Below are 26,262 nucleotides of genomic sequence, written 5' to 3'. Positions count from 1 at the left end.
AGAATAAATAATGAAAACTTTAATCTAATTATCTTTAAAACTATTACCCCTTGTCATAGTTTTTTCCATCTCATAGCTCAATTTTTCCATCAATTATAATTAATTTATTTTGGCTTTATAGCAATTACGATCAACATTCTAATTATTCATCTATCTTTTCTCTTAATTTTTTTTTGTATAAATAAGCTAACATTTTATTTGGTAGAATTGCTGTAACTACCCTGCTACTCATGAAACTAATTATATCGAGTTTGTCAAAATAACCAGTATTTTGAACCAATTTAATAAAGTACAACGTATTTTGTATATAACTAATGCCTCCTCGACGTAAATACTGATCAGAATTTGCTCTCATTTGCACCAACGGAAGACCGATATTATACACTTTAAATCCCTTTACTAACAATTTAATCCACAAATAATAGTCTTCATACTTTGGACACTGTTGATAACTACCAACACTTATAATATCATTCTTGCGAAACATAACGCTGGGGTGGCATAACGGATTCCTTAATTTACTAAATTCCTTGATGTTTTTTTGTGGCATTTTTTTGTAATATACATTTGCAGAATCATCTGAAAATTCCAAGACATCCGATCCGACAACTGTAATATCTGGATGTGTAGACATAAATTGAATCTGTTTCTCAAATCTACAATCTGAACAAATATCATCAGTATCCATTCTAGCTATTAAATTATATCGACATTTCTTTACACCATAATTAAGTGCCTTACCCAAACCTTGATTACTTTTAAAACGATAAATTCGAAAATCTATTTTATGCTTTAAAAAGATAATTTTATATTTGACTATTATTTTTTCTAAGGAGACATCTATTGGTCCGTCTTCTACAAGAACGATTTCCGTTGGTAGAACAGACTGTTGAATAATACTATCCAGTGCTTGCTGTAAATACTTTGTTTTTTCTTTGAAATACACTGATAAAAGTATACTAAATTGCAAGTTATTCAATATTCTAACCTCATTTGTTTACAGTTCTTCGAATCTTTGTCATTTTTATGCTCGTATTAAATTTAACTTTATTATATTTAAGACTCTGTTTGCTCAATTCAAAATCAATTTTTAAAGATCCATATACTTTATTAAGTATAGAATTATGTTTTACCATAATATTTACGATACTTGAGAGTCCCCTAATAAAAAATGTTTTTTTTCCGTTATTTTGTCTAATCAATTGAATTAAGTCAGAAGTACTAACATATTTTGAATTTTGAGGCAAATATATTCCTCCCAGCTTCTTAATGGTAAGTTGAGATAAGAATTCAGCCAAGTTATCAATGTATATCATGCTTCTTTGATTTGAAAACTTAGGATAGATTCCCCATACACTAGCCAATCTACTTAAATTATTATAATTTCCGGGACAGTTAGGCCCATAAATCATTGGAGGACGAACAATTGTAACCACAAAATCATCTGATTCTAATCTCTTTAACTCTTGTTCTGCCTCTAATTTACTTTTACCATACTTAGATACTGGGTCTAAAGTAGAGTATGTTGTTATTTTAGAGTCTTCTACAGTTCCATAAACCGCAATTGTACTCATAAAAATAAAATGGCCAACATGAGCTGATTTAGCCATTTTTGCTATTTTTATAGTCAAATCCTTATTTATTGCTTGATATTCATTCAAAGAATGCTTTCTTTCATTCTTATGAACTAGGGCTGCAACATGCAACACAGTATCATACTTTGAAAAGTCTAATTTCTGCCAATTTTCTCCCCGAACTGAAACACATTTTGCTTGAATTTTAGTTGAGTATTTTTTTTCTGCATATGATTTAAAATTGAGACCAACATAACTATTTTTACCTGTTATTAACACCTTTTTCATTCATTACAACCTCTTAGCGTTAGTGTTTGTCGCTTTTCCTTCCTTAATTCCATCATGTTTCAATACAGATGTAACAGTCCCAAACAATATTCTAATATCCTTACCAAAGCTAATATTTCGACAATATTCACCATCATATTTTGCTTTAACTGGAATTGGTAACTCATCACGCCCACTAATTTGTGCTAATCCCGTTAATCCTGGTTTTACATTGTTAGCACCATACTTATCACGTTCCAAAATCAAATCTTTCTGATTCATTAAACACGGACGTGGTCCAATTACACTCATTTCGCCTTTAAGAATATTTAGTAACTGTGGTAATTCATCTAAACTTGTCTTTCTCAAAAATTTACCCACAGTAGTAATATAACTATCTGCATGTACTAGCATATGTGTTGGCATGTTATGCGGTGTATCTATACGCATCGTTCTAAATTTATATATTTTAAATGATTTTTTATTTTGAGCCATTCGTTTTTGTTCAAAAAGAACTGGCCCTCTTGAATCTAATTTAATGGCAATAATTATTATCAAGTAGAGCGGTGATAGAATGACCAACCCAAAAACTGCTAATACAAAATCAAGTATTCGTTTTACATAGCGTTCATACATATCAATCTATCCTTCCTTTTGCTCTGCAACCTTATCCTGACCATTATGCTGATTCGAATAAGCAATAACTTCTTTTTCTAATTCTTGATCACTTAAAGTTAACAGATGATTTGCAAACTTAATAATCTTATTTGTATCATAAAATGTAACTTGGCCTAATGAGATCTTGTCATAAACCTTTTTATTGGTGGCTTCAGCATCTGTAACCAACTCTTCATGAAGTTTCTCACCTGGACGCATTCCGACTTCTTTAATTCCAATTTCTTCTTCAGTATGTCCAGACAAACGAATAATTTTTTTCGCTAAATCAAGAATCTTAACTGGTTTATCCATGTCAAGAATGAATAGACCTCCTCCGTGTGATAAAGCACCAGCTTGAATAACTAATCGACTAGCTTCTGGTATGGTCATAAAGTACCTTGTCATTCTTCTATCAGTTAAAGTCAAAGGTCCACCCGCTTTGATTTGGCGCTTAAATAATGGCACAACGCTTCCACGACTTCCCAAAACATTACCAAAACGCACAACAGAGAACTTTGTCTTTTCGGGTTCGTTTTCACTCGTCACAATCATTTCTGCCATTCGTTTGGTTGCACCCATGACACTAGATGAATTTACCGCTTTATCAGTTGAAATCATAACAAAACTCGTCACACCCGATGCTTTTGCTGCATCCGCCACATTTTTAGTTCCAAAGACATTATTTTTAACCGCCTCATGTGGATTATATTCCATTAAAGGAACGTGTTTGTGCGCCGCGGCATGATATACAATATTGGGGTGATAATTCTGCATCAAGCTAAACATCAACTTGCGATCTTGTATATCGCCAATCAATGGTACAAAATCTATGTGTTGATCTGGGTATAGTTTCCGCATCTCCCGGTTAATCATATAAATTGAATTTTCCCCATGTCCTAACAATAATACCCTTTTGGGACGAAATTTCGAAACCTGTCGAACTATTTCAGAGCCAATTGAGCCCCCTGCGCCAGTCACCAGAATCACCTTATCAGTAATTTTGTCAGAAATTTGGTCCATATTTAATTTAACCTCAGGGCGTTCTAGCAAATCAGCAACATCAATATCTTCCAAATGACCCACATTACTTTGATCAAGTAGAATATCACCCAATTTTGGCATTCTATTGACCGTAACTTTTGTATTCTCCAATACACTCATTATTTTTTCATAACCGGCTGGCGATAAAGACGGAATACCGACTGTCACTTGTTCAATTTCATTTTTTCGAATCAAACTAGGTAAATCTTTTAATTTTCCGAGTACTTTAATACCATGCAACCACGTTCCTTGTTTATCAGGATCATCATCAACCAGACCAATCACATTTACATTTGGTTGATCATAGGCTAATCTACTCAGCAAGATACTTGCACCATCACCAGCGCCAACTACCAAGGTAGGAATTAGTTTACTAGATTTTAAGCCTCGTCTGTGCAGTCTATATTCCACATAATAACGCCAAGTCAACCTACTACCAGCAATGAACATGATCGAAAAAAGATACGTCAACACTAAATGACGCAAACTATAATTAGCACCTAGCAACATCAATCCAAGTAAAGTAATACCAAATGCAACAGTCACCGCAAGAACGATTGAAGTAACTTCTTTGATGCTTGTATAACGATTAATTTTTGAAAATACTCGATCTACACTGGCAATAACTAAATACAATATTATTTCTGCAAAGATAGTTACACTCAAATATAAAGCTGATAATGCCACATAACGATCTACAAAATAGAACGCAATGCCGTTTGCCAATACAAGCAAAACAGCATCAATCAACATCAGAATTATTTTTTTTGTCCGACGAGTCATCCATATTCCTCCAGAACTCTAACTTACTAAACTCCATTACCCATTAAGAAGTGTTATTGAATTAATCTCAGTTTATTTCAAGTTAAAGTTCACTAATAATTAATTTAAAACAATCCCCAAAATTTCTTTCTTTTTTTCTCGTGAATATGATGAATCTCCCCCAAGATCACATCATCCCCATTAATAATACTTTTCGCATTTTCTTTATAAATTTCTGCAAACCGAACGCCCTTTTGTTTTTCTAACTTTTCAAAAGCTTGTGCCATTTTGAAATTCCGTCCCTTGAAATTATGCGCGTCAGAGGCAAACACGAAACCTAAACCAGCGTCGATAATCTGTTCGGTAAACTTTTGCACATGTTCGCCAAACACACCCACATAACTGCTAGCTGTTAATTGCGTCACGCAGCCCTGACTCACGAAGCCATATAACTTACTTGGATCTGCCATAAATCCTTGATTACGTTCCGGATGCACGAGCACCGGTGTAATTCCAAGTGATTGCAAGTTAAATAATAACTTGCTGGTGTATTCAGGCACCTCGTTATGTGGTAATTCCAAAATCAAATATCGGTTACTCTCATCGGCAAACAAAATTTGATCCTGTTCAATAGCTTTCAAAAGCTCACCCGTGATGTGTACCTCTTGACCCGGAAAAACAGTTAAAGGTACATCATTTGCTTTTAACGCTGTCTGAAAGGCATTTGTTTTTTCAATCACACTATTCTTAGCGTTAAAATACACCCCGTCCATATGATGAGGTGTTAATAACATATGTGTAATTCCTTGGCTTACGGCAACTTTTGCAAGCCCGATCGACGTTTCCAAATCAGGGGATCCGTCATCAACTCCGGGCAAAATATGACAATGAAGATCAATCATGCTTGTCATCTACTCCGTAATAACCACCGTAGTTACCACCATAATAACCACCGTAATAGCCAGGTGTTTTTGATGCCTTAAAACGATTCATAACAGTACCTAAGATTTTTGCTTGCACTTTCTTAAGTTGCTCAACGGCATGAATCACACTACCTTTTTCCGCAATAGCTTGAGGCACAATTAAAACGACACCATCTACTTTAGCAGCCAAAACCTGGGCATCCGTCACGGTATTAACAGGTGGCGCATCGACAATAATCATCTCAAACTCACTTTGTAAACGTTGAATCAACGTATCTAATCGTTGCGAGTTCAGTAATTCTGCCGGGTTTGGTGGCACGGGACCACTGGTAATGACACTGAGGTTAGGCACATCAGTCGATTGGACAATTTCTTCATAGACTGCGTTACCTGCCAAATAGCTTGATAACCCACTAGCATTCAGTAAATTAAACGTTCGATGAACGGTTGGTCTCCGCATATCCGCATCAATAATCACCGTTTTCTGATTTTGCTTAGCCCATACAACAGCTAAGTTAGCCCCAACTGTTGATTTGCCTTCAAAAGGTTCTGGTGAAGTGACCGCAATGGAACGTAATGTCTTATCTACGGAAGAAAATTGAATGTTTGTCCGAATGGTCCGAAACTGCTCGGAAACGACAGAACTCGGATCTGTTACCGTCACCAACCCAACTCCGTTTTTGAGACTTGCATTATTCAACTTACGTTTTTTTCTAAATAATGGCATATTTCACCTACACCCTTCTGCGCATATTTTCGGAACGTTCAAATCCAGCTAAACGTTGACTGACTTGTTTTTCTAAATCTCTTTGCTTAATCTCATTGACAATTCCTAAGCTGGTCAAACCCAACGTATCTGTTAAGAAGCTCTCATCTTTAACGGTCTTATCGTTAAATTCACTCAAGAAGGCTAACCCGATACCCAAGATCAATCCCAGAACCACACCTGCAAGCAAATTAAGATTAACTCGTGGTGAAACTGGGGTATTATTCACAACAGCTTTAGACACAATCGTCACGTTATTGATACTCATAATCTTACCGATTTTTTGCTTAAAGACCGTCGCTGTCTTGTTAGCTACAGAAGCTGCCGTATTGGGATTCGTTGCCGTTGCATTTACGGTAAAGACTTGCGAATTTGTTTGTGTTGCTACACTGACTTCACTATCTACTGAGCCTGGCAAATTCCGCGTTTGCGTCTTCACGACCTTTTGAACAACCGGACTTGTAATAATATCTTTATATGTATTAATCATTTGGATATCAGCCTGGTTAGCCTGTAGTTGTGCGCCTTGCATATCAGCACTTAATTTTCGATTAACTAAGATTTGTGTGCCAGCACTATATTTAGGCGTCATCACAAAAAATGTCACGACTGCTGCCAAAGCAGTGATCAAAATGGTGGTCCCTAAGATTAACTTAATGTGCTTTCGTAAGGTCAGCAGAATCTCGCTAATCGTGACAACGTTTTGGTCGGTTTGTTCCATAATATCCTCCGTCTATCTCATTTATGTATTTTTATAAATTTACTTAAAAGTAATCATTCACTATCTTAACTATCACAACTAAATTATAGATTACCATGCAATAATTGAATACGCAATGCTTCATTGTCCCCTTTACACGCCTAAAAGAAAAGAAACCATTTTCAAATTTTACCCGAAAACGATTTCTTATTTATTTCTTGTATATAATCATACTCTTTGTCAGATGATTCATACTTTATTTTAGAAATATTACATTTTTGTAACTTATCTCTCTAAACCAGTTTGCCAATCTCTTGTATGCGATAAGCAGGATGGAAAACGGGACCGAGGAAATTATTCAAGTCAAAACCGTTTTGAATCGCTGCAGTATCAAACTTCTTCGCGAGATGAACCGCATCCACAGCACTCAAGCCATTGGCAAGCCCACCAACTACAGCCGCCGCAAATGTACAGCCTGCTCCAGCATTACGATCAGTGGCTTGCTTTTCAGATTTCAGTAATTCAAACATTTTGCCATCGTAGAAGACATCAACTGCTTCGTCACCATTCAAGCCTTTGCCACCTTTAACGACCACATTTTTAGCACCTAATTCATGAATCTTTCGAGCGGCCTGCTTCATTTCATCGACATTATGCAAGGTCCCCATGCCAGAGAGCACACCGGCTTCAAATAAGTTAGGCGTAGTGACATCGGCTAGTGGAAGCAACAAATCCCGAATAGCGTTGGCTGCGTCCGGATTCAACACATCGGTTTCACCCTTACAAATCATCACAGGATCAATCACGACATTTTTTAAGCCGTGATCTTTAATCGCATGATACGCGATTTCAACCGTTGCCTGGTCTCCCAGCATCCCCGTCTTCATCGCATCTGGATTGCCACCGCTAAACACAGTGGCTAATTGATCCTTTAGAAGTTGCGGATCAACCTGATTGACATGATGACTCCAATCTGTAGGATCCATTGTCACAATACAGGTTAACGCAACCATACCATAGGTACCAAATTCCTCAAAGGTCTTCAAATCGGCCTGCATGCCCCCAGCCGCACTGGTGTCACTGCCGGCAATCGTTAAAGTTTTTAAAGGTGTTGTCATTTCTCTTACTCCTTATCATTCAAAACGTTCTATATTCTTATGCCGCATCCCCTTTTTCTTGGAATGCTTTTTGCGATTAATTTTCTTTTTAGGTTTGCCACCCGCAAAAGCTGATTTACTTGCCTTTTTCACCTGTTTGGCTGCTACTGGTTGACTTGTGGATACTTTGGATGTTGCTTCCTGGAGATCCGCCTTTGTTTCATCAGCTGCTTTTGATGATTCTACCAAGACCTCTTTTTGGTCCGTCAACTGTCCATGTAACAAGTACAACGGCTTAAATGTAAATTCGGTAACTAACTTACGAAGATCACGGAGATCATGATCATCCCCCATATTGACCACCATACCATCGCGCCCCATGCGGCCTGTTCGTCCGGTACGATGCGTATAGGCTGTGGCGGTCTCTGGTAAATCATAGTTGACGACGGCTGGCAAGTCGGCAATGTCAAGACCACGAGCTGCCATTTCAGTGGTCAACAACAACTTTGCTTCGCCTTTACGAAACTTGCGCATTGCAGTCGCCCGTTCCGTTTGCACTTGATGTCCGGCTAATTTTACACTAGAAACGTGTTGGTGTTTTAGCTCTGCCGCTACATGTTCTAATGTGGACACGTGATTAAAGAAGACCAAAGCTTGAAAATGCTTCAGCTTGGCTAAGCGCCGTAAAAAGGTCACCTTTTTATTAGATGCCACCCTGACTAAACCATGGATCACTTCGCCTTGGGTGGTGTCGGTCTGGCGGACATCAAATTGTTCAACCGTTACACCAAAAAGCTGTGATAATTTCTCTGGCGTGTTAGCTTGTGTAGCTGAGAAAAAGGCCAACTGGACATCCACAGGCGCTGACATGACAATCTCACGTACTTCATCCAGGGTTTCGTCCTTGAGAAGTTCGTCAGCTTCATCCACCACCACTGTCTGGACATCTTTTAATTTCAGCCGGCCTTCATGAATCAACGACAACATCCGACCGGGAGTTCCTACCACAACTTCTGGATGCTTTTTCAAACGTTCGATCTGACGCTGCATGTTAGCACCGCCGGTTAGAGAAGTCGTCTTGATTTGATTGACCTGCCCCCACTGACGAAAGACATCAGTGGTTTGTACGGCTAATTCTTGAGAAGGAGCCAGCACCAAAATTTGAGTTCCATCACTAGGTGCTGTTTTTTCTAATAGCGGAATCACGAATGCCAGCGTTTTGCCGGATCCGGTTGGTGCCAACCCCATTAAAGAGCGGTCCTCTTTTAAAGGTTCATAAACCGCCTTTTGAATGGCGGTCTGAGATTTAAAGCCTTGTTGTTCAAAATATTGTTCAAATTGCTTATCCATTTTTTATCCTATCTGTCTATTTATTATCGTCTGGAAAAACTATTTTGCCAGATTGACGTAAATTATACAACAATTTCGTCACATTTTGACTTAAATCAAGCCATTTCCAGTAGTCTTTTTGATTTTGGTCATTTTGCGGATCTTCAATCACACGCGCAAAGTCTTCAGCTTCTGAGATCATCGGATTGTCTGCGGGCTTAGTGCCAATCAACATTTCATTTCCTTTATCATCCCGATAACTCACGGTCTCCAAATCAGCAGGATTGCTCATGACAATCGTATCTTTTAAGCCATATATCTCAGATGGTAAGTAAGAATTACTCGTTTTACCAATATTCAATGTGACGTCAAATTCAGGATATCGTAAAATAGCCACGCCTTTACCGTCCACACGCGTTGGTGTCAAGGTTGGGTAATAGGCCACATCATCAGGCATTCCAAACCACCCCACTGCATCATAGGTCACATAGACCCCTAAGTCTTGAAGCGCACCACCCGCAAAGTTTAATGAAAACACATTAGGTTCCTTGCCATCTAAGACAGCATCGTAGCGACTTGAGTATTTCATATAAGTCAGCGTCGCGCCCTGAATACGACCAAGATTTTCAATTTGGTCCTTTACCGCCTTGAAATTTGGTTGATGAATCTGACGAGCTGCTTCGAATAACAACGCCTTAGGATGTTTTTCCAACGTCTGGCGAAGTATTTCCATTTGTTTCAAATTGGCCACAATTGGTTTTTCCACAATCGCAACCTTGTCATTTTCAATGGCTAATTTTGCCTGTTCAAAATGTAAACTGTTTGGTGAGGCAATGTACACCACATCGATGGCATCACTAGCCATGAAGGCATTCAGGTCATCGGAGAAAAAAGTAGCGCCTTTGGTTTCTCCAAATTGCTTGGCCTTTTCTACAGTTCGTGAATAAACCGCCGTGAGCTGATATTTTTGTGTGGCATGTGCTGCATCGATAAATTGTTGTGTAATCCAACCCGTTCCAATAATTCCTAATTTAATCATGATCCGCCCTCCAATTTTGTTTACTTTCAACTTTCATTTTATCAGTGTTATTCAGGTAAGTATATTTAAAAGCCGTATATTCAAAAAGTCGTTAAAATTTAATTAAAATGACGTGTATTTTAAATATATAAATGCTACTCTTAGAGTAAAGTTAACGGAAAGGATTTGATGATGGTGAAATTAAAAAATATCGGGCTAATTGCAGCTTCGTTTGTGACAGGAATCTTAACTTCAAAAAAACTCCACGAAAACGACATCCCAGAACCGCAACTTAACCCGCTATTTTTTGTTGGCACGTGGAATTACCGCGCAAACGATTCAAATCGCATTCATACCGTTGAAATTCGGCCTAATTTTGATTTATTAATTGACGGTCATGCCATCAAGTCCAAAGTCGAAAATTGGGATAAATACACGATCACTTTTTTAGATCGCTATGGCTACCATATCCGCATTCGCGCCAATGACCAGCGTCCAGTTTCTATTTATGACGAAACGGACAATGAAACCTACCCAATTTTGCTGGGTAATTACAAAGTGACGAAATAAAATAAAGGGGACTGAAATCTTATGCTGATTTCAGTCCCTTTTAAAATGCATGCATTAATCAATTTCTTGCCAGGTTTGTTTTTCACCCGTAAAAACAGACATGGTAAAAGACATCTTTTGTCCTGATACCTGTAAATCAGCGGCGTCATCATATTGAACAAATTCCACACGCCGATCCAATTTTTTATTGGCTAACTGACTTAAACTGTTGACCATCAACCACTGACGACTATCCGAAAGGTACGGCGTCACGACATTTTTCGCAATTGTTGACGTCGTCCAAATAATACAAGGACTCGCATAGTAGTTAGCCAACTGTCGCGTTAAGGCTTGCAGTTTCTGGCCCGTTTTTTTATTATCAGGTAGCTTATCGGCATAGTTCCCATAGTAGGTAACTTGAATGGCAATGGGCAAGTTGCCCACTTTATGACCCACTTTACGGATAAAGTACTGGGCTTGTTCACGGGCGGATTTACTGAAACTAAAAACCTGATATACCCCTACCTTCAAATTGCTGCCTTGAATGCGGTCGTAATTGGCAGTAAAGTTATCGTCAAAATAAGTCGTGCCACTTGTCGTTTTCAAATAGGCAAAGCGCATTCCTGCCTTTTGCACACCCTGAAAATCAACAAAACCGTTTTGTTGTGAAACGCTCACGCCACGAATGGGATACCGTCGTAAAGTTTGGGTTTGATGTAATTGCCACAAATGCCACCCCAGAAAGGAGAGGGCGATGACTGCTATCACACCGAGTGCAATCAACCACTTTCGCCAAGGTCGCCGTTTTTGATGTTTATAGGTACTACTATAAATCGGTTTGATTTCTGGCTGACTCAAATCAATTCATCCCCTACCGCCGTTTTTTTCTATTGTACACCATTTCTCTTTTTGATGATTATCACTATAGGTCCGTCCTTAATTTCTGCTATAATGGAAAAACTGTGAACAGAAAAGAGATGGATTTAACTTGCAAGCTGAAAACGACGGACTAAAAAAAGAAGTTGGCACATTTGCGGCCTTAGCAACGGTTATGGGGACTGTGATTGGTGGCGGTGTCTTCTTTAAAGTAGCAAGCGTGGTCGAAGCAACTCAATCTGCCGGTCTGACCCTAGTCGCTTGGGTTCTTGGCGGTCTGCTAACGATCTGTGCAGGCCTGACCAGTGCCGAATTGGCTGCTGCAATTCCCTTAACTGGTGGGGCTGTGAAATATTTAGAATACACTTACGGCAAACTTCCTGCCTACTTATTTGGTTGGGCTCAAAGTTTAATCTATTTTCCCGCCAATATTGCCGCATTAGCCATTGTTTTTGGTGGACAGCTACAAGCGCTTTTGCATTTAAACCAAGCTAGTCAGCTGCTAATTGCGATTGTGACCGGTCTTTCGATCACATTAATTAACTTTCTTGGCGCTAAGGCTGCTGGTCGCCTCCAGTCGTGGGCTTTAATTTTTAAATTGATCCCAATCGCCTTGATTGTGGTTGTGGGTTTGTTTTCTCCCGGAGACACCGCGCTTCATCTATTACCGAGTACAAGTACGCATACAAATCTATTTTCAGCATTTGCCAGTGGTTTGCTGGCCACCATGTTTGCGTACGATGGTTGGCTTGGTGTTGGCGCGATCGCCGGCGAAATGAAACATCCTGAAAAAGATTTACCACGCGCTATTGGCTGGGGCTTAGCCTTCATCACCATTATTTATACCTTAATCAACTTAGTCTTCTTAAAAACCTTACCCATCTCTGAAATTGCCGGCAACTTAAATGCGGCTTCCGCTTCTGCGATCCATTTATTTGGTGCTCTAGGCGGAAAATTAGTCACAATTGGCATTTTAATTTCTGTCTATGGCGCTATCAACGGTTATACTATGACTGGTATGCGAGTTCCTTTAGCAATGGCTGAAGAACAATCGTTACCATTTAGTGGATTCATTCGCAAAGTTTCTACAAAGACCGCTGCTCCCTATGGTGCGGGCGTATTACAATTTGCAATTGCCGTCCTCATGATGTTGTTAGGCAACTTTGATCATCTAACAGATATGATTGTGTTCGTCATGTGGTTCTTTAGCCTCTTGATTTTTATCGCGGTGTTTATTTTACGTAAACGAGAACCTGATCTTAAACGGCCGTATCGGATTCCTGGTTATCCAGTCGTACCCATCATTGCTATTTTGGGCGGTGTCTTCATTTTAGTCACCACCATCATCACGGAATTTTGGCTGGCTGTCATTGGCGTTTTGATTACGATTCTTGGCATCCCCGTTTACTACCTAACTAAGCGCTATTATCATTACAGGTCCCACAAATAAATTTCTAAAACTCGCGTAATTTGCTATTATAAAGTTACGGAGGAAATTGCTATGAAAGTTGACATTGAAACGGTTGTGACGCTCACAAGCTGGGCCATATTTATCATCTTGGTGGCCCTTTTATTTTTTAGCCTAAAGAAAAATAAATTTCGCTTACTAAATGGTATCTTAGGGAACTCAGCTCTGCTAATGCTCGCTTTTGCTGTGAGTTTAACTATCTTTGAAAGTGGTATTCAGTGGTTAGAGGCTGTCTTAGCGGTGATCATTGTCTTGATTATGGTCCCAATTTTGCTGCTATACTTATCGTTAGGCATTCTTTTACTCTGGAATGCGTGGATCGTTTGGCGGCGGGAAAGTCATTCACTAGGTAACATGCTCACGTTATTTTTGGGTCTCGTGGTCATCTTAGCCCCATTTTTCTCTCGATTCATTAAGGCAAACTTACCAGCTCCAGTGGCACAATTTTTGCTAAATACTTTTAGTTTCTTAACGTTGTACGCTGTTTTCTGGCTACTCAACTTTATGACTTCGTTTTTAATTACTCGAATTTTTCGACCAAAATTACACCAAGATTATATTATTGTCCTGGGAGCTGGTCTGATTAATGGCAATGAAGTCTCACCATTACTGGCTTCTCGGATCCTAAAAGCTAAGCAGTTTGGCGATCTCCAATATCAAAAGACCGGTAAATTTCCACTAGTTATTTTTTCTGGTGGGCAAGGTGCTGATGAAACTCTGCCAGAGGGACAAGCCATGAAAGCCTATGCGATGGCCCATGGTATGGCAGACTATCCTCTAATCGCAGAGACAAAGTCCAAAAACACTTATGAAAATATGCTGTTTTCAAAACGGCTCTTAGAACAACGGCAACTCAACCTGCAACAAGGTATTTTCGCCACGAGTGACTATCACACCTTTAGAGCTGCTGGTTATGCCCGGTTTGTGGGTTTAAACATTGATGGAATTGGTGCCAAAACCAGCAAATTTTTTATTCCCAATGCATTTATTCGAGAGTACATTGCCATTTTGATGCAGCACAAGACCTTCCATGTGATCGTGATCGCACTCTTCTTAATCATTAACATTACGGTCATCATTTTACAGACACAATTCCACATTCTGACCTAACTAAAAGTGAGTGAGGAAAAAGGTCCAGGAAACAAACGAGTCGTTCTTTGAATCTTTTCGTTTTTGTGACTAAAATGGGCAGTTTTCCCCTCGATTTTGACTAGTAAAGTCTAAGGACAGAAATCATCAAAAAAAGTTCTGACATAATTCGATGAAATTCGATTCATGTCAGAACTTTTTTTGATTACACTGAAAGTTTAGTTAAGGTCGCACTTAATCTACGGGACTTCGAATCCGAGTTGGCAGAAGATTGCCTAAATTGGGACCGTTAAAGTTCTCCCGATAAATGAAGTCATGGTAGCAAATTTCATAACTTATATCTTGAGAAGGTTTCAGCCTACATCAAAAACATGCGAATAGCCAAGTCTATATAGTTTCAATATGTTGAAGTAACCCATTTATTTGCAAAACGAAAACCATTACGCTTAAAATAAGTTAAAATTTATTTCTTTGAAAGACGGTGTTTTAAATGGATGATGACGAAAAAAAACTGACTATCTTAACGAATTTAAATCTGCACTACCCCAGACAACAAGTTTCGCAATTTTCCCCCTTTGCTGGCGCAGTTCGGACCATAATTGGCCAACAAACAAATCGACCTAATGTTCAAGCAGCAATGACCTTGCTACGGCCTTATTTGACACCATCAAAAATGGACCAATTGTCACTTCCACAAGTCAATCAACTGATTGCTCATATTCGTTTTCATCAGCATAAGGCAAGTTATTTAAAAGCATTTACAACTTGGTACCTTAGTCATGGTGGTAAATATGAAAATTTTATAGCAATCCCTACGCCTCAACTACGTAAAGAACTGTTGTCACTGCCAGGCATTGGCAACGAGACAGCTGACACCATTTTACTTTATACATTTAAGCGAAGGGTCTTCATCGCTGACCGTTACGCCATGCAACTTTTCAATCGGTTAGGTTTTGGCCCCTATCAAAAGTATCTACCCATGCAAGCAGAATTTGCACCTCTTGTGATAAGGGCAACGTACGACACCGTGCGGAATTGGCATTTTTCAATTGATCAACACAGTCACGCATACAATTTACATCCTGAAGATGAAAGCTGGCTGCTTGTACCATGACCAGAAAAGTTATTATATTTGGCGTTTGCAGGCTCTTTTATCCTCACCAAGCGAGTCCATTAAACTAAACCGGAGTGTCATTTAAACTAAAAACAGATTTCAAACTCAATGGTAAGGATTTCAAATCTGCTTTTTTATATTCAACGCAAGCGCCACTTAAAAATAAAAAGCGACGTCACCGTCACTTTCTGTAAGTCTATTTATGTTCCAAAACTGTAACAGATTCCACATGTGGTGTCTGTGGGAACTGGTCCAATGGAATAACTGGTTGTGCCACGTGATAGCCATTATCCATGAATGTTTGCACATCTCGAACCAAAGTAGCTGGATTACAGCTCACATACACAACTCGTTTTGGTGCCATTTCAGCAGCAGCGGTGATAAATTCTGGTGCCAAACCTTTACGTGGTGGGTCCACCACAATAACATCAGGTTTCAGACCATCATGTTGCCAATCAGCCATTTTTTCTTCAGCCTTACCAACAGTAAATCTCACATTACGGATATCATTTAATTTAGCGTTAATTTTGGCATCTTGAATGGCTTTATCGACAATTTCCACGCCATAAACTTTTTTAGCGTGTTTAGCCATTGCTAAGGAAATCGTACCGATTCCACAATAAGCATCAATAACAGTTTCTTTACCAGTCAAACCGGCTTTTTGAATCGCAAGGTCGTACAACTTATCTGTTTGAACAGGGTTCACTTGATAGAAGGAATCAGCGGAAATTGCAAAACGTAATCCTAGTAATTCGTCATGGATCACGTTGCTACCCCAGAGAATTTTTTCTTCTTTACCCAACAAAACGTTCGTTTGCGCTGCGTTCACATTTTGGATAATACTCTTCACTTCAGGGAGCTGTTTACGAATCTCTTCCACAATTTCAAAGTTCATTGGGATCTTTTTAGCACGTGTAATTAACACGATCATCATTTCGTGAGTAAAATGTCCACGACGGACCATAATTGTTTTAATCACGCCGGTATGATTAGTTTCGTTATAAGGTGCTGTATGATATTGACGTAAAATATCACGAACAACTAAAATAGCCTTATCAATTTCAGGATCTTGAATATAGAAGTCTTCAATTGGTACTAGATCATGACTATTACGACGATAAAAACCAGTTGTCAATTGACCATTTACACTGCGAACGGGAATCTGTGCCTTATTTCGGTAGCCATAAGGCTTTTCCATACCAACGGTTGGGCTAACTTCAACTTCGTCTAAATGGGCTTTATAAAAGAGTTCTTGGATCTGATGTTGCTTAAATTCCAATTGTGCTGGGTAAGCCAAATGTTGCAATGGTGTAATCCCAGTTTGGGTATACTGCTTATCCTTGATTTCAACACGGTCAGGACTCTTTGATTTCCATGTTTGTACACGCCCAAAAGCATAAGTTTTAGCCACTTTTGTAACTTTCATGGTAATTTCTTCTCCAGGCAAACTATTAGCTACAAAGATTGGAAAATTATCAATTTTGGCAACTCCCATGCCTTGATAAGTCAAATCCATGATGGTCACGTCATACGTTTCATTTTTGGTAACTGGTGCTTTAAATTTCATATTTATCCTCATTTTTCTTTTCAAGTAACTATCACAAAACCGTCCCATTGAATGTTCAGCAATTTAAAACTTTACACCTCATCGCCACGTTAAGCAACTATTCACACGCGCAATGATCGAAAACTTTTAAATTCCTCATATTCAAGGACGGCTTTTGAATTATATTTATTGGTCTTGTTTGGTTTCGTCATCTTCAGGTAATTTTTTGACCTGTTTAACGAAGTTTTCTTCCGCCTTTGCCACGCCGGGTTCTGGTAAATCATAGGCGGCATCGGGAATTTTGTCAAGATTTGCAAACATTTCAATATGTTTATGCAAATTTTTAAACACCATGGGGGCATCCCCACCGTACTCCCCATCAATGTTTACCATAACTCGGTCATTAACTGGGTTGACTTTTACCCGCTTAGGTTTGCGATAAATAATCCGCGGATCGTCAATATGATTGCCATTCAAAGCTTTCACCATCAAATGTAAAATGGAAACCAGGTTAGACGCCTTCACGATAATTAGTGTAAAACGACCATCATCTAATGAAGCATCAGGCACAATCTGCTCAAAACCACCGATAGAATTAGTTAAGGCTAAGAAAAACATCGACGCCTTTCCTCGGAAATGTTCACCGTCATACTCAATATCCATATCAACTGGTTTAATTTGTGGCAGTAATTCTGCTCCTTTAACCAAATAAGCCAGGTAACCGAAAATACTTTTCATGTTAGACGGCACATCATAGGTTAACTCCGTGAGTAACCCACCAGCCGCAATATTAATAAAGTAATTGTCGCCTGCCTTACCAATATCCATTTTAATGCGCTGATTCTTCAGCACAACTTTAGCAGCACCAACGGGATCCTCACGAGGAATCTTTAAAGCTCGTGCGTAATCATTCGTTGTCCCAGCGGGAATGATTGCCATCATTGGTCGGAAATGCAAATCGGCAATGCCATTAACCACTTCATTAATGGTCCCGTCTCCACCAGCCGCAACGACTAAATCAAACCCAGCTTTAGCCGCACGCCGAGCTTCATTGCGTGCTGAATTAGGTTCTGGTGTCGTCGCGTAGGCACTACTTTCGAAGCCCGCTTCTTCAAAGACATTCAGGATGTCAATCATATTTTGTTTTAAAACTTCACGTCCGGAAGTAGGATTATAAATGACGCGTGCTCTTTTCTGCATTTTGGTTCCTCCACAAAATCTGATTAACGATTATTGAGTTCTTTCATCAAAAGTTCGTTAACAACCTTTGGATTAGCTTGTCCACGGGTCTGTTTCATCACCTGACCCACTAAATAGCCAACTGCACGATCTTTTCCGTTCTTAAAGTCATCGACAGATTGCTGATTGTCATCCACAATTTTTTTAATAATGGGTTGCAATTGTGCAGGGTCTGATAATTGAACAAGCCCTTTACTCTTGACCCAAGCAACTGGTTCTTCACCTTTTGTAATTGCCTTGAAAACTTTTTTAGCAATTTTGGTAGAGATCGTGCCGTCACTAATCATCTTGATCATCGCTGCTAAATGTTCTGGTGTGAGTTGCGTATCCTGCAAATCAACTTGTTGATCATTCAGATAGGCATTCACATCACCCATCAAATAGTTGGCTGCCATCTTGGCATCCGCCCCGTTTTTGACCGTGGCGTCAAAGAAATCTGACATTTCCTTAGTCTGCGTCAAGACCATGGCATCGTAATCCTTCAAACCTAACTCACTCACGTAACGTTCACGACGTTTTCCAGGCATTTCTGGCATGGATTCTTGAATATCCTGAATCCAATCGTCGCTAATTGATAAGGCCGGTAAATCAGGTTCTGGGAAGTAACGATAATCATCGGAACCTTCCTTAACACGCATCAAAATCGTTTGGCCAGTGGTCTCGTCAAAACGACGCGTTTCTTGTTGAATAGTACCACCAGACAGCAACACTTGTTGTTGCCGTTTTTCTTCATAAGCCAAGCCTTTACGGACATAATTAAAGGAGTTTAAGTTTTTTAATTCTGTTTTGGTCCCATACTTGTCGGAACCATAAGGACGAATGGAAATATTGACATCGACACGCATCGAGCCCTCTTCCATCTTCACATCGGAAACTCCCGTAAACTGAATGCGTTGACGTAAAGCTTCTAGATAAGCATAAGCTTCATCTGGTGATGCAATATCAGGTTTAGACACAATTTCAATCAGAGGCGTTCCCTGACGGTTTAAGTCCACGAAGGAGTAGCCATTAGGATTATGGGTATTTTTCCCCGCATCCTCTTCAATATGCATTTCAGCAATCCCAATTTTTTTCTTTTTCCCATCAACTTCAATTTCAATCCAGCCATCATGAGCGATTGGCTTATCTGCCTGTGTAATTTGATAAGCTTTAGGATTATCAGGATAGAAGTAATTTTTTCGGTCAAAATGATTATGCTTTTCAATTTCGGCGTGAAGGGCCAAAGCAGCCTTAATTCCTGATTCTACAACCCCTTTATTGGTGGTGGGTAACACACCAGGATAGCCCCAATCGATCACATTCGTATTTGCGTTTGGCTCATCCCCGAATTCAACTGGAGACGGACTAAAAATTTTAGAATTCGTCTTTAATTCCACGTGGACTTCTAGTCCAATTGTCGTTTGAAAATTCATTATTTGTCTCCTCCAATCTCAGGGGTTTGTTTATGAAAATCAGTGGCTTGCTCGAAAGCATAGCCTGCTTTGTAAAGCGTTTGTTCATCAAATGGTTTCGCAATAATTTGCAAGCCCACTGGTAAGCCATTGCTAAAACCTGCTGGCAAGGACATGCCTGGTAAGCCAGCCATGTTGACTGGAACCGTCAACACATCGTTCATGTACATCTTCTTAGGGTCAGACGACTCTTCACCAATTCCAAAAGCTGGTGTTGGTGCTGTTGGCCCAATAATGAAGTCATGGTCCTCAAAAACTTTTTTGAAATCATTGATCATCAATGTCCGTACTTCAGCTGCTTTACGGAAGTATGCATCATAGTAACCTGCAGACAAAGAATAAGTTCCAAGCATAATTCGACGTTTCACTTCATCCCCAAAACCTTCTGAACGTGAACGCACATAAACGTCTTCTAGATTTTTCACATCTTGAGCACGGAACCCATATCGGATGCCGTCAAAACGCTGCAAGTTAGAGGAAGCTTCCGAAGAACTGATGATATAGTACGCCGCAATCCCATATTTACTATGTGGTAAAGAAACTTCGTCTACTGTAGCACCTAATTCTTTGAAAGTATTTGCGGCATCTAAGACAGCCTTTTTGACGTTTTCGTCAACACCTTCACCTAAGTATTCCTTTGGCAAAGCTACTCGCATTCCCTTAACAGAACCGTCCAATCCGGCGGTGAAGTCAGGTACAGCCTTGTCAGAACTCGTCATATCATGTTCATCATGGCCCGCAATCAAATTCAACAATGCTGCGTTATCTTTCACAGATCGGGTAAAGGGACCCACTTGATCCAAACTAGAACCAAAGGCAATAATCCCCCAACGAGAAACACGGCCATATGTGGGTTTTACACCAACCACACCAGTAAATGATGCTGGCTGACGAATGGAACCACCCGTATCAGTACCGAGAGCTGCTAACACGCCACCAGCTGAAACAGTTGCTGCTGAGCCACCTGAAGAACCACCAGGAACTTTATTGACATTCCAAGGATTATGGGTTGTCTTAAAGTAAGAATTTTCGGTAGAACCCCCCATGGCAAACTCATCTAGGTTGGTCTTACCAATCACAATCACGTCGTTAGCCCGCAACTTTTCAATTACTGTGGCATCATAGATGGGATTGAAATTTTCAAGCATCTTAGAAGCAGCAGTTGTCCGCAAACCCTTAGTCACAATGTTATCCTTTACAGCAACTGGAATTCCGGCCCATAAATTGTCTGCGTCAATTCCTTTTTCATCAATTGCCTTAGCAGCTTTTAAAGCCCCTTCTTCATCAATGGTGATGTAGGCATTAATTGCTTCATTATCCGCTTTGATTTTTGCTAATGTTTCGCGAGTTAACTGTTCTGCAGTCAATTCTTTATTGACAAGCTTGTCATGCAAGGTTGTGAGATCAGTATCAAAATAATTCATTTAGTTTGCACCTTCACTTTCGTCAATAATTGCTGGCACACGAATGAATCCTTCTTCAGTGTCAGGCGCATTTTTTAGTAAGGCTTCTTTTTGGTGACTGTTGACGGCAACGTCCTCACGCATCGTGTTAAATTGATCAGTGACACTGAATGTGGGTGCGACATTGCTGGTATCCACTTCACTTAAAGTATTGAATAATTCCATGATGTCACCTAGTTGCGTTGTAAACTTACCAAGATCAGCATCTTCAAATTGCAATTTTGCTAAGCTGGCAACGTGTTCAACTTGGGCTTTATCGATTTTTTCTTCGTTTGCCATGATTCATCCTTCTTTCAAATCTATCAAATAATTTTACCATAATTTTTGACGCTTATTTAAAGTAACTAGTTAATAGCTCCCAAATACGTGAGTTGAAAACTTCTTGGCCGTACTTGAACGACTTAAGAAACTCTGAACCCCATCTGTGGTTGAACTGACCGTGATATCAATTTTGACACCACTTGGTAAGTATTTTTGTGCTTGATCAGCTAAAAACTGGGTAAAGCTACTGATTTCTGTTTCACTGTAAAATTGGGTGGTAATTGACACATTCATGCCTTGTAACGACCCATTTTTATACTGAGCTTGCGCGGTAACCCCACTCAAGTTAGGGAAGAAGCTTTCTACTTCAGTCTTAAAGTTAGAAAAGGCATCGGCATCATTATCATTAGGCGCAGATTCTCCTGTCTTCAGAGGGAAGACCACGTTTTGAATATCCATCGCTCGCCACTTGCCAAGGCTGTTTCCCGTATTAATGGCATAAGTCACAAACTTACCACCAATTAAACTATCGTTGGAGGCTTGCTTATAGATAGCAATAACGATTGGAACATTCTTCAAAGCCGGCTTTTTACGTAGTCGTGTGAGGACTTCTTTAGCCATTGCTTTGCCTTCTTTTTCCAAAGTAGCATCACTAATGTCAGTTTGATACTGTGCACCATAAGTTGTCTTTCGGTAATAGTCCACAGAATTCATTGCCAAACCAATGGTAACTCCACCAATTTTTAATTTACTGCCACTTTTTTGTACGTAATCTTGTTCTTCCAGTGACTGCAAATACATCGGGTTTCGTTTTTCAGGATCAGTTGACCCATTACTTTCTGGATTCAATCCATCCGGATTAGATTTAGACTTACGGTCAATCCAATTTTGTACGGTGCTACTGGACAGGTACTGGCCCTCTTGAAAAACATATTTTTCTGTTGAAAATTGTTTCTTGGAAATATCCTGCAGGCCAGTTTCAAAACTCTTTAAATTCATTAAATTAGAGTTTTGATTAGACGTAATCCCCCGTGCTTTGCTGGTGAGATACTTGCCATTCTTAATGACGCCGGCGTATTGATCACTGTTAGATTGACCAGTTACCTGATAATTTCCACCTTTAGAACTGGTTGCCGTTTTATTGCTGGAAGACGAATTCGTCGTGCTGTTTGAATTGCCGCATGCAGCTAGTAAAGTCACACTAAGTAACATTGCCATCCCAACCAAACTTTTCTTTAGATTCACCGTGTATTTCCTCCCGTTTTAATCATAATTCACTCTGAATTATGAGGATTAAATCGAAAACCTGTCAAGGGCTTTTCATTACAATTCACGTTTATTTCTTAAAAATTAAAATTTGGGGCTACGACACTTTACTAATTGGGGCAAAAGCTGCTAATAACCGTTTGACGCCTTGATCAGGAAAGGCAATATCTAATTCTGCATCTTCCCCTTTACCAGTCACTTTTACCACGGTTCCAACACCCCAAGCCTTGTGTTGTACCTTGTCACCGGCTGACCAGCTCATTTTATCTGCACCGGTTCCCGTAAATTTCTGTGGCTTGACTGGTGGACGATGATACGTCGTTGCCGTTGCTCTTTCCATCTTTTTGTCGAACGGATAAGTGTGCGCACCATTTTCGTACCCATTTGCAGCACCACCGGCAGTTTGATTAGCCGATTCTAAAACATCCGGATCGATTTCATCAATAAAGCGCGAAGCTGGATTGTTTTGTAACCGCCCGTATAACATACGGGAATAAGCATTTGTTAAATACAGCTTCTTCTGCGCACGTGTGATGCCAACATAGGCTAAGCGTCGTTCTTCTTCTAACTCATCTTCATTCATAGCTGCTCTTGATAAGGGAAAAATGCCCTCTTCCATTCCGATTAAGAAAACAACCGGAAATTCCAAACCTTTGGCTGCATGAAGTGTCATTAGTGTCACTGCTGAAGGCTCTTCTGCTACGCTATCCTGATCAGAAACTAACGCTAAGTCTGCTAAGAAATCAGCTAGGCGTGTCTCAGCAGTTGTTTCCTCATCATCTTCATGGCTATCATCAAATTGCTTGGTAACCGTCAAAAATTCTTCAATATTTTCTAAACGTGTCTGAGCTTCTAACGAACGTGACTTTTCTAATTCAGCCTTATAGCCTGTTTTATCTAAGACTTGTTCCGTCAAATCAGTTATGTTTAAAAATTCCGCCATGCGTTTCAAATCGGTCATCACCGCAGCAAAATGGTCAATCGCGTTTTTAGCACGTCCCGCAATTTCATTAGCGACTTCCACATTTTGGGCTGCTTCAAATAGCGACCAACGATTATAGTTGGCAAAATCCGTCAGCTTTTCTAGTGAACTAGCCCCAATGCCCCGTTTTGGTTCATTAATAACGCGTTCAAAACTCATAGAGTCGTCAGGATTGGCTAGCAGCGTGAGATAAGCCAACACGTCACGAATTTCTTTTCGGTCGTAGAACTTATGGCCTCCCACCATTGTATACGGGATATTGGATTTCAAAAAAGTATCTTCAACTGCACGTGACTGTGCATTTGTGCGGTACAGAACGGCAAAATCCCCATATTGATAGTGCTTTTCTTCAATTTGCTGCTTGATTTGCTGCACAATGAAATGGACCTCATCATTTTCACTCTGACCACGATAATAGGTAATCGGATCCCCATCGTGATTTTGGGTCCATAATTTTTTAGGGCGGCGGGTAGTATTGTGCTTAATCACGGAATTGGCAGCTTCCAAAATCTTTTTAGTCGACCGATAATTTTGCTCGAGTAAAATCACTTTAGCATCCTTATAGTCCTTTTCAAAATTCAAAATATTGGTCATATCCGCGCCTCGCCAGCCATAAATACTCTGGTCTGCATCCCCAACCACACAGATATTTTCAAAGCGTTTAGCCAACATATTAACCAATGTATATTGTGCTTGGTTCGTATCCTGATACTCATCCACGTGAATGTAGTGAAATTTGTTTTGATAAAAACTTAAGGTATCCGGATTCTTTTTAAATAGAAATATCGTCTGCATAATCAAGTCATCAAAATCTAACGCTTGATTGATCTTCAGTCGGCGTTGATACTCCTCGTATGCAGCAGCTACAACTGCGTCAAATGGCGTTTTAGCATTGGCTTTAAAGTCTTCTGGTGTCAACAAGTCATTTTTAGCATTTGAAATAGCCGCTAGTAAGGATTTCGGATCAAACTTTTTGGGATCGTAGTTCAAATCAGCCACGATGTGTTTCATTAATGTCCGTTGCTCACTGGTATCCGCAATTGAGAATGCGCGATTATAGCCAATCTGATCAATGTTAGCCCGTAAAATCCGGACACATAGCGCATGAAACGTGGAAACCCAAATATCAGATCCCGCGCTACCCAATAACTTAATGACCCGTTCACGCATTTCTTTAGCCGCTTTATTTGTAAACGTAATGGCTAAAATATTCCAAGGATTAATGGCCTTTTCTTCGATTAAGTAAGCCACTCGGTGCGTCAAAACCCGTGTTTTGCCACTTCCGGCACCTGCCATAATTAAAAGCGGTCCCTCGGTTGTTTGGACAGCCTGGGCTTGTTTATCATTTAGCCCCTTCAATAACCTATTTTCGGTCAAAAGTTTCAATCCTCTCTATATAAAACAGTTCTATAACAAAAAAATCAATCAACATTAATTATAACAAAAACTAGCCACGACTTGACCCGCAATATCAAAATATCTCTTGGATTCTGAAAAATTGTAAAAAAACAGAATCAAGATCAATTTGCATCCTGATTCTGAAAGTTTACTTTTATTGTGCGTCGTTAAAATCAACAACTGCCTTTGACCAAATCTCGGTATTATCAATTTGCTCTTGTGCTTGCTGAATGGAATTAGCTTCAACCAAAGCATATCCTGCACGTGTCTGTTTTTCAGTCGTTTTGTTCTGCGCATATAAGTGAAAATACCAATTATTCTTAATATTCCACTGCGTACGGATGGCCGCCATCTGACTCTTGTCAAAATTAACCATAATCGTTGGCACAAACAACTTGATATCGCTAAGTGGCATTCCGGCAACCGCCCGTAAATGTTGATCAAAGACACTCACGTTAGTCGCTCGATTAAATACATAACCAGGACGGTGAATAGCCGGAACCACACGTTTGACATAAATATCATTAGCTTGAGTGACCGCAAATGCAATCTCAAACACACCAACATATTCCAAACCGTCCGCTACTTCATTCGTAATCCGGAGCAATTCATTTTGAACACCATCAGAAACAACTGCTGGTACGATAGACTCCACCAAATGTTCTTCAGCATAAACGTTTTCCACAATTGGAAAAATCTTGCGTTCTCCATTCATGCCCTGCACAACTGTGACCGCTAATTCTTGTTTTGCTGGGATTGTGGATTCCAAAATATAAGTTTGTTCATTCAATAAATCGGCTGCTTCAGGAATATCCGTTTGGGTATGAATCCGTAACTCCTTACGATCACCAAAGTTCTTCTGAATTGGTTTCAGCACACTTGGATAACCGATGGCATTAATTGATTCATAAATATCGCTGAGACTAATCACTGTAGCATACGGTGCCGAATTCAAATTTAATTGATCAAAAAACGCGCGTTCAATTAACCGGTCTTGTGTGACCTCAAGTCCGTTAGTGCCTTGAGGTATCTTGGTAAACTGCTCCAAGTACTTGAGTGTTTGAACGTCCACGTGGTCCGATTCGTAAATAACGGCATCACACTTTTCACCAAATTCACGTAATTTATTGCCATCAGTGGACTCGCCAACAATATGTACATCCGCCAATTGCATGGTTTCACTGACTTCATTAGCCCCATAGGCAATTACGCGCAGTCCCAATCGGCGCGCTGCTGTGATCAACTGAGACCCATTCGTGCTGTCCCCAATAATGCCTAAAGTATTACCAGGATATAGCGTTGCATTATTTGAAACTGTCATTTAACCCACCCATTCTTACACACGTCATAATGTGCATTTCTTCATTTTCGATTATAAGCCTTCTGTTTATAATCTTACTGTTGTCATTGCCCGTTGGCAAGCAAT

23 protein-coding genes are annotated in these 26,262 nt (G+C 39.7%); 4 read left to right on the top strand and 19 right to left on the bottom strand.

Annotation, left to right across the window (positions count from 1 at the left end; all coding sequences use genetic code 11):
- Positions 1-142: 142 nt before the first annotated feature.
- From IV80_RS06605 to IV80_RS06560, 10 genes are all read right to left on the bottom strand, one after another.
- Entirely contained in the window at positions 143-979 is an 837-nt protein-coding gene (locus IV80_RS06605) for a glycosyltransferase (RefSeq protein ID WP_057751308.1), read from the bottom strand.
- A gap of 10 nt (positions 980-989) precedes the next feature.
- On the bottom strand, positions 990-1,862 hold the full coding sequence (locus IV80_RS06600) for an NAD-dependent epimerase/dehydratase family protein (RefSeq protein WP_057751306.1): 873 nt from the start codon (positions 1,860-1,862) through the stop codon (positions 990-992).
- A gap of 3 nt (positions 1,863-1,865) precedes the next feature.
- Entirely contained in the window at positions 1,866-2,477 is a 612-nt protein-coding gene (locus IV80_RS06595; protein WP_057751303.1) for a sugar transferase, read from the bottom strand.
- Positions 2,478-2,483: 6 nt separating this feature from the next.
- Positions 2,484-4,322, bottom strand: coding sequence for a polysaccharide biosynthesis protein (locus IV80_RS06590; protein ID WP_057751300.1), 1,839 nt, complete (start codon positions 4,320-4,322; stop codon positions 2,484-2,486).
- Between the two features lie 104 nt (positions 4,323-4,426).
- Entirely contained in the window at positions 4,427-5,212 is a 786-nt protein-coding gene (locus IV80_RS06585; protein WP_057751297.1) for a tyrosine-protein phosphatase, read from the bottom strand.
- Positions 5,196-5,951: a CpsD/CapB family tyrosine-protein kinase gene (locus IV80_RS06580; RefSeq protein WP_057751294.1), complete on the bottom strand. Its 756-nt coding sequence runs from the start codon at positions 5,949-5,951 to the stop codon at positions 5,196-5,198. Before IV80_RS06580 ends, IV80_RS06585 begins: the two co-directional genes overlap by 17 nt.
- 7 nt (positions 5,952-5,958) lie before the next feature.
- Entirely contained in the window at positions 5,959-6,711 is a 753-nt protein-coding gene (locus IV80_RS06575; RefSeq protein WP_057751291.1) for a YveK family protein, read from the bottom strand.
- 272 nt (positions 6,712-6,983) lie between these two features.
- Positions 6,984-7,808: a bifunctional hydroxymethylpyrimidine kinase/phosphomethylpyrimidine kinase gene (gene thiD, locus IV80_RS06570; protein WP_057751288.1), complete on the bottom strand. Its 825-nt coding sequence runs from the start codon at positions 7,806-7,808 to the stop codon at positions 6,984-6,986.
- 15 nt (positions 7,809-7,823) lie between these two features.
- On the bottom strand, positions 7,824-9,137 hold the full coding sequence (locus tag IV80_RS06565) for a DEAD/DEAH box helicase (RefSeq protein WP_057751285.1): 1,314 nt from the start codon (positions 9,135-9,137) through the stop codon (positions 7,824-7,826).
- A 16-nt stretch (positions 9,138-9,153) separates the two neighbouring features.
- Positions 9,154-10,155, bottom strand: coding sequence for a Gfo/Idh/MocA family protein (locus IV80_RS06560; RefSeq protein ID WP_057751282.1), 1,002 nt, complete (start codon positions 10,153-10,155; stop codon positions 9,154-9,156).
- A 171-nt stretch (positions 10,156-10,326) separates the two neighbouring features.
- Here IV80_RS06560 and IV80_RS06555 point away from each other — a divergent pair, with 171 nt between their 5' ends.
- A complete protein-coding gene (locus tag IV80_RS06555) occupies positions 10,327-10,704 on the top strand; it encodes a DUF4828 domain-containing protein (RefSeq protein ID WP_057751279.1) in 378 nt (125 codons plus the stop codon).
- A 54-nt stretch (positions 10,705-10,758) separates the two neighbouring features.
- On the opposite strand, the gene IV80_RS06550 is transcribed toward IV80_RS06555, so the two are convergent.
- Positions 10,759-11,541 (bottom strand): GH25 family lysozyme, encoded by a 783-nt coding sequence (locus IV80_RS06550; RefSeq protein ID WP_057751276.1) that lies wholly within the window; start codon positions 11,539-11,541, stop codon positions 10,759-10,761.
- Positions 11,542-11,671: 130 nt separating this feature from the next.
- On the opposite strand from IV80_RS06550, the gene IV80_RS06545 reads away from it, so the two are divergent.
- The 3 genes from IV80_RS06545 to IV80_RS06535 all read left to right on the top strand — a co-directional run bounded on the left by IV80_RS06545 (position 11,672) and on the right by IV80_RS06535 (position 15,230).
- Positions 11,672-13,009, top strand: coding sequence for an APC family permease (locus IV80_RS06545; protein ID WP_261763750.1), 1,338 nt, complete (start codon positions 11,672-11,674; stop codon positions 13,007-13,009).
- A gap of 51 nt (positions 13,010-13,060) precedes the next feature.
- The gene (locus IV80_RS06540; RefSeq protein WP_057751273.1) at positions 13,061-14,137 is read left to right on the top strand and encodes a YdcF family protein; all 1,077 of its coding nucleotides are present in this window, start codon (positions 13,061-13,063) and stop codon (positions 14,135-14,137) included.
- 469 nt (positions 14,138-14,606) lie between these two features.
- Positions 14,607-15,230 (top strand): hypothetical protein, encoded by a 624-nt coding sequence (locus tag IV80_RS06535; protein ID WP_057751270.1) that lies wholly within the window; start codon positions 14,607-14,609, stop codon positions 15,228-15,230.
- 196 nt (positions 15,231-15,426) lie between these two features.
- On the opposite strand, the gene rlmD is transcribed toward IV80_RS06535, so the two are convergent.
- From rlmD to IV80_RS06495, 8 genes are all read right to left on the bottom strand, one after another.
- Entirely contained in the window at positions 15,427-16,797 is a 1,371-nt protein-coding gene (gene rlmD / locus IV80_RS06530) for a 23S rRNA (uracil(1939)-C(5))-methyltransferase RlmD (protein WP_083490542.1), read from the bottom strand.
- A gap of 165 nt (positions 16,798-16,962) precedes the next feature.
- Positions 16,963-17,976 (bottom strand): diacylglycerol kinase, encoded by a 1,014-nt coding sequence (locus IV80_RS06525; RefSeq protein ID WP_057751263.1) that lies wholly within the window; start codon positions 17,974-17,976, stop codon positions 16,963-16,965.
- A gap of 23 nt (positions 17,977-17,999) precedes the next feature.
- Positions 18,000-19,427, bottom strand: coding sequence for an Asp-tRNA(Asn)/Glu-tRNA(Gln) amidotransferase subunit GatB (gatB, locus tag IV80_RS06520; protein WP_057751260.1), 1,428 nt, complete (start codon positions 19,425-19,427; stop codon positions 18,000-18,002).
- Positions 19,427-20,890, bottom strand: coding sequence for an Asp-tRNA(Asn)/Glu-tRNA(Gln) amidotransferase subunit GatA (gene gatA, locus IV80_RS06515; protein ID WP_057751257.1), 1,464 nt, complete (start codon positions 20,888-20,890; stop codon positions 19,427-19,429). The genes gatB and gatA overlap by 1 nt, the downstream gene beginning before the upstream one ends.
- Positions 20,891-21,208, bottom strand: coding sequence for an Asp-tRNA(Asn)/Glu-tRNA(Gln) amidotransferase subunit GatC (gene gatC, locus IV80_RS06510; protein WP_057751254.1), 318 nt, complete (start codon positions 21,206-21,208; stop codon positions 20,891-20,893).
- Between the two features lie 69 nt (positions 21,209-21,277).
- Positions 21,278-22,435 carry a CamS family sex pheromone protein gene (locus IV80_RS06505; RefSeq protein WP_371861645.1) on the bottom strand — a complete coding sequence of 386 codons (1,158 nt, stop codon included), beginning with the start codon at positions 22,433-22,435 and terminating at the stop codon, positions 21,278-21,280.
- A gap of 118 nt (positions 22,436-22,553) precedes the next feature.
- On the bottom strand, positions 22,554-24,815 hold the full coding sequence (pcrA, locus tag IV80_RS06500; RefSeq protein WP_057751251.1) for a DNA helicase PcrA: 2,262 nt from the start codon (positions 24,813-24,815) through the stop codon (positions 22,554-22,556).
- Between the two features lie 175 nt (positions 24,816-24,990).
- Complete coding sequence (locus IV80_RS06495; RefSeq protein ID WP_057751249.1) at positions 24,991-26,157, bottom strand: ATP-grasp domain-containing protein; 1,167 nt, start codon at positions 26,155-26,157, stop codon at positions 24,991-24,993.
- Between the last annotated feature and the right edge of the window lie 105 nt (positions 26,158-26,262).

The sequence above is a fragment of the Pediococcus cellicola genome (assembly GCF_001438655.1).
In the GTDB taxonomy this organism is placed as follows: domain Bacteria; phylum Bacillota; class Bacilli; order Lactobacillales; family Lactobacillaceae; genus Pediococcus; species Pediococcus cellicola.
The sequence above is the reverse complement of the archived record's forward strand: the minus strand, read 5'-3'. Positions and strand labels throughout refer to the sequence as shown.

Bases quoted from the DNA above. Each gene is read 5' to 3' on its own strand.
- IV80_RS06600 (WP_057751306.1), bottom strand. From the start codon at position 1,862: ATGAAAAAGGTGTTAATAACAGGTAAAAATAGTTATGTTGGTCTCAAT.
- IV80_RS06595 (WP_057751303.1), bottom strand. From the start codon at position 2,477: ATGTATGAACGCTATGTAAAACGAATACTTGATTTTGTATTAGCAGTT.
- IV80_RS06590 (WP_057751300.1), bottom strand. From the start codon at position 4,322: ATGACTCGTCGGACAAAAAAAATAATTCTGATGTTGATTGATGCTGTT.
- IV80_RS06585 (WP_057751297.1), bottom strand. From the start codon at position 5,212: ATGACAAGCATGATTGATCTTCATTGTCATATTTTGCCCGGAGTTGAT.
- IV80_RS06580 (WP_057751294.1), bottom strand. From the start codon at position 5,951: ATGCCATTATTTAGAAAAAAACGTAAGTTGAATAATGCAAGTCTCAAA.
- IV80_RS06575 (WP_057751291.1), bottom strand. From the start codon at position 6,711: ATGGAACAAACCGACCAAAACGTTGTCACGATTAGCGAGATTCTGCTG.
- thiD (WP_057751288.1), bottom strand. From the start codon at position 7,808: ATGACAACACCTTTAAAAACTTTAACGATTGCCGGCAGTGACACCAGT.
- IV80_RS06565 (WP_057751285.1), bottom strand. From the start codon at position 9,137: ATGGATAAGCAATTTGAACAATATTTTGAACAACAAGGCTTTAAATCT.
- IV80_RS06560 (WP_057751282.1), bottom strand. From the start codon at position 10,155: ATGATTAAATTAGGAATTATTGGAACGGGTTGGATTACACAACAATTT.
- IV80_RS06555 (WP_057751279.1), top strand. From the start codon at position 10,327: ATGGTGAAATTAAAAAATATCGGGCTAATTGCAGCTTCGTTTGTGACA.
- IV80_RS06540 (WP_057751273.1), top strand. From the start codon at position 13,061: ATGAAAGTTGACATTGAAACGGTTGTGACGCTCACAAGCTGGGCCATA.
- IV80_RS06535 (WP_057751270.1), top strand. From the start codon at position 14,607: ATGGATGATGACGAAAAAAAACTGACTATCTTAACGAATTTAAATCTG.
- rlmD (WP_083490542.1), bottom strand. From the start codon at position 16,797: ATGAAATTTAAAGCACCAGTTACCAAAAATGAAACGTATGACGTGACC.
- IV80_RS06525 (WP_057751263.1), bottom strand. From the start codon at position 17,976: ATGCAGAAAAGAGCACGCGTCATTTATAATCCTACTTCCGGACGTGAA.
- gatB (WP_057751260.1), bottom strand. From the start codon at position 19,427: ATGAATTTTCAAACGACAATTGGACTAGAAGTCCACGTGGAATTAAAG.
- gatA (WP_057751257.1), bottom strand. From the start codon at position 20,890: ATGAATTATTTTGATACTGATCTCACAACCTTGCATGACAAGCTTGTC.
- gatC (WP_057751254.1), bottom strand. From the start codon at position 21,208: ATGGCAAACGAAGAAAAAATCGATAAAGCCCAAGTTGAACACGTTGCC.
- IV80_RS06495 (WP_057751249.1), bottom strand. From the start codon at position 26,157: ATGACAGTTTCAAATAATGCAACGCTATATCCTGGTAATACTTTAGGC.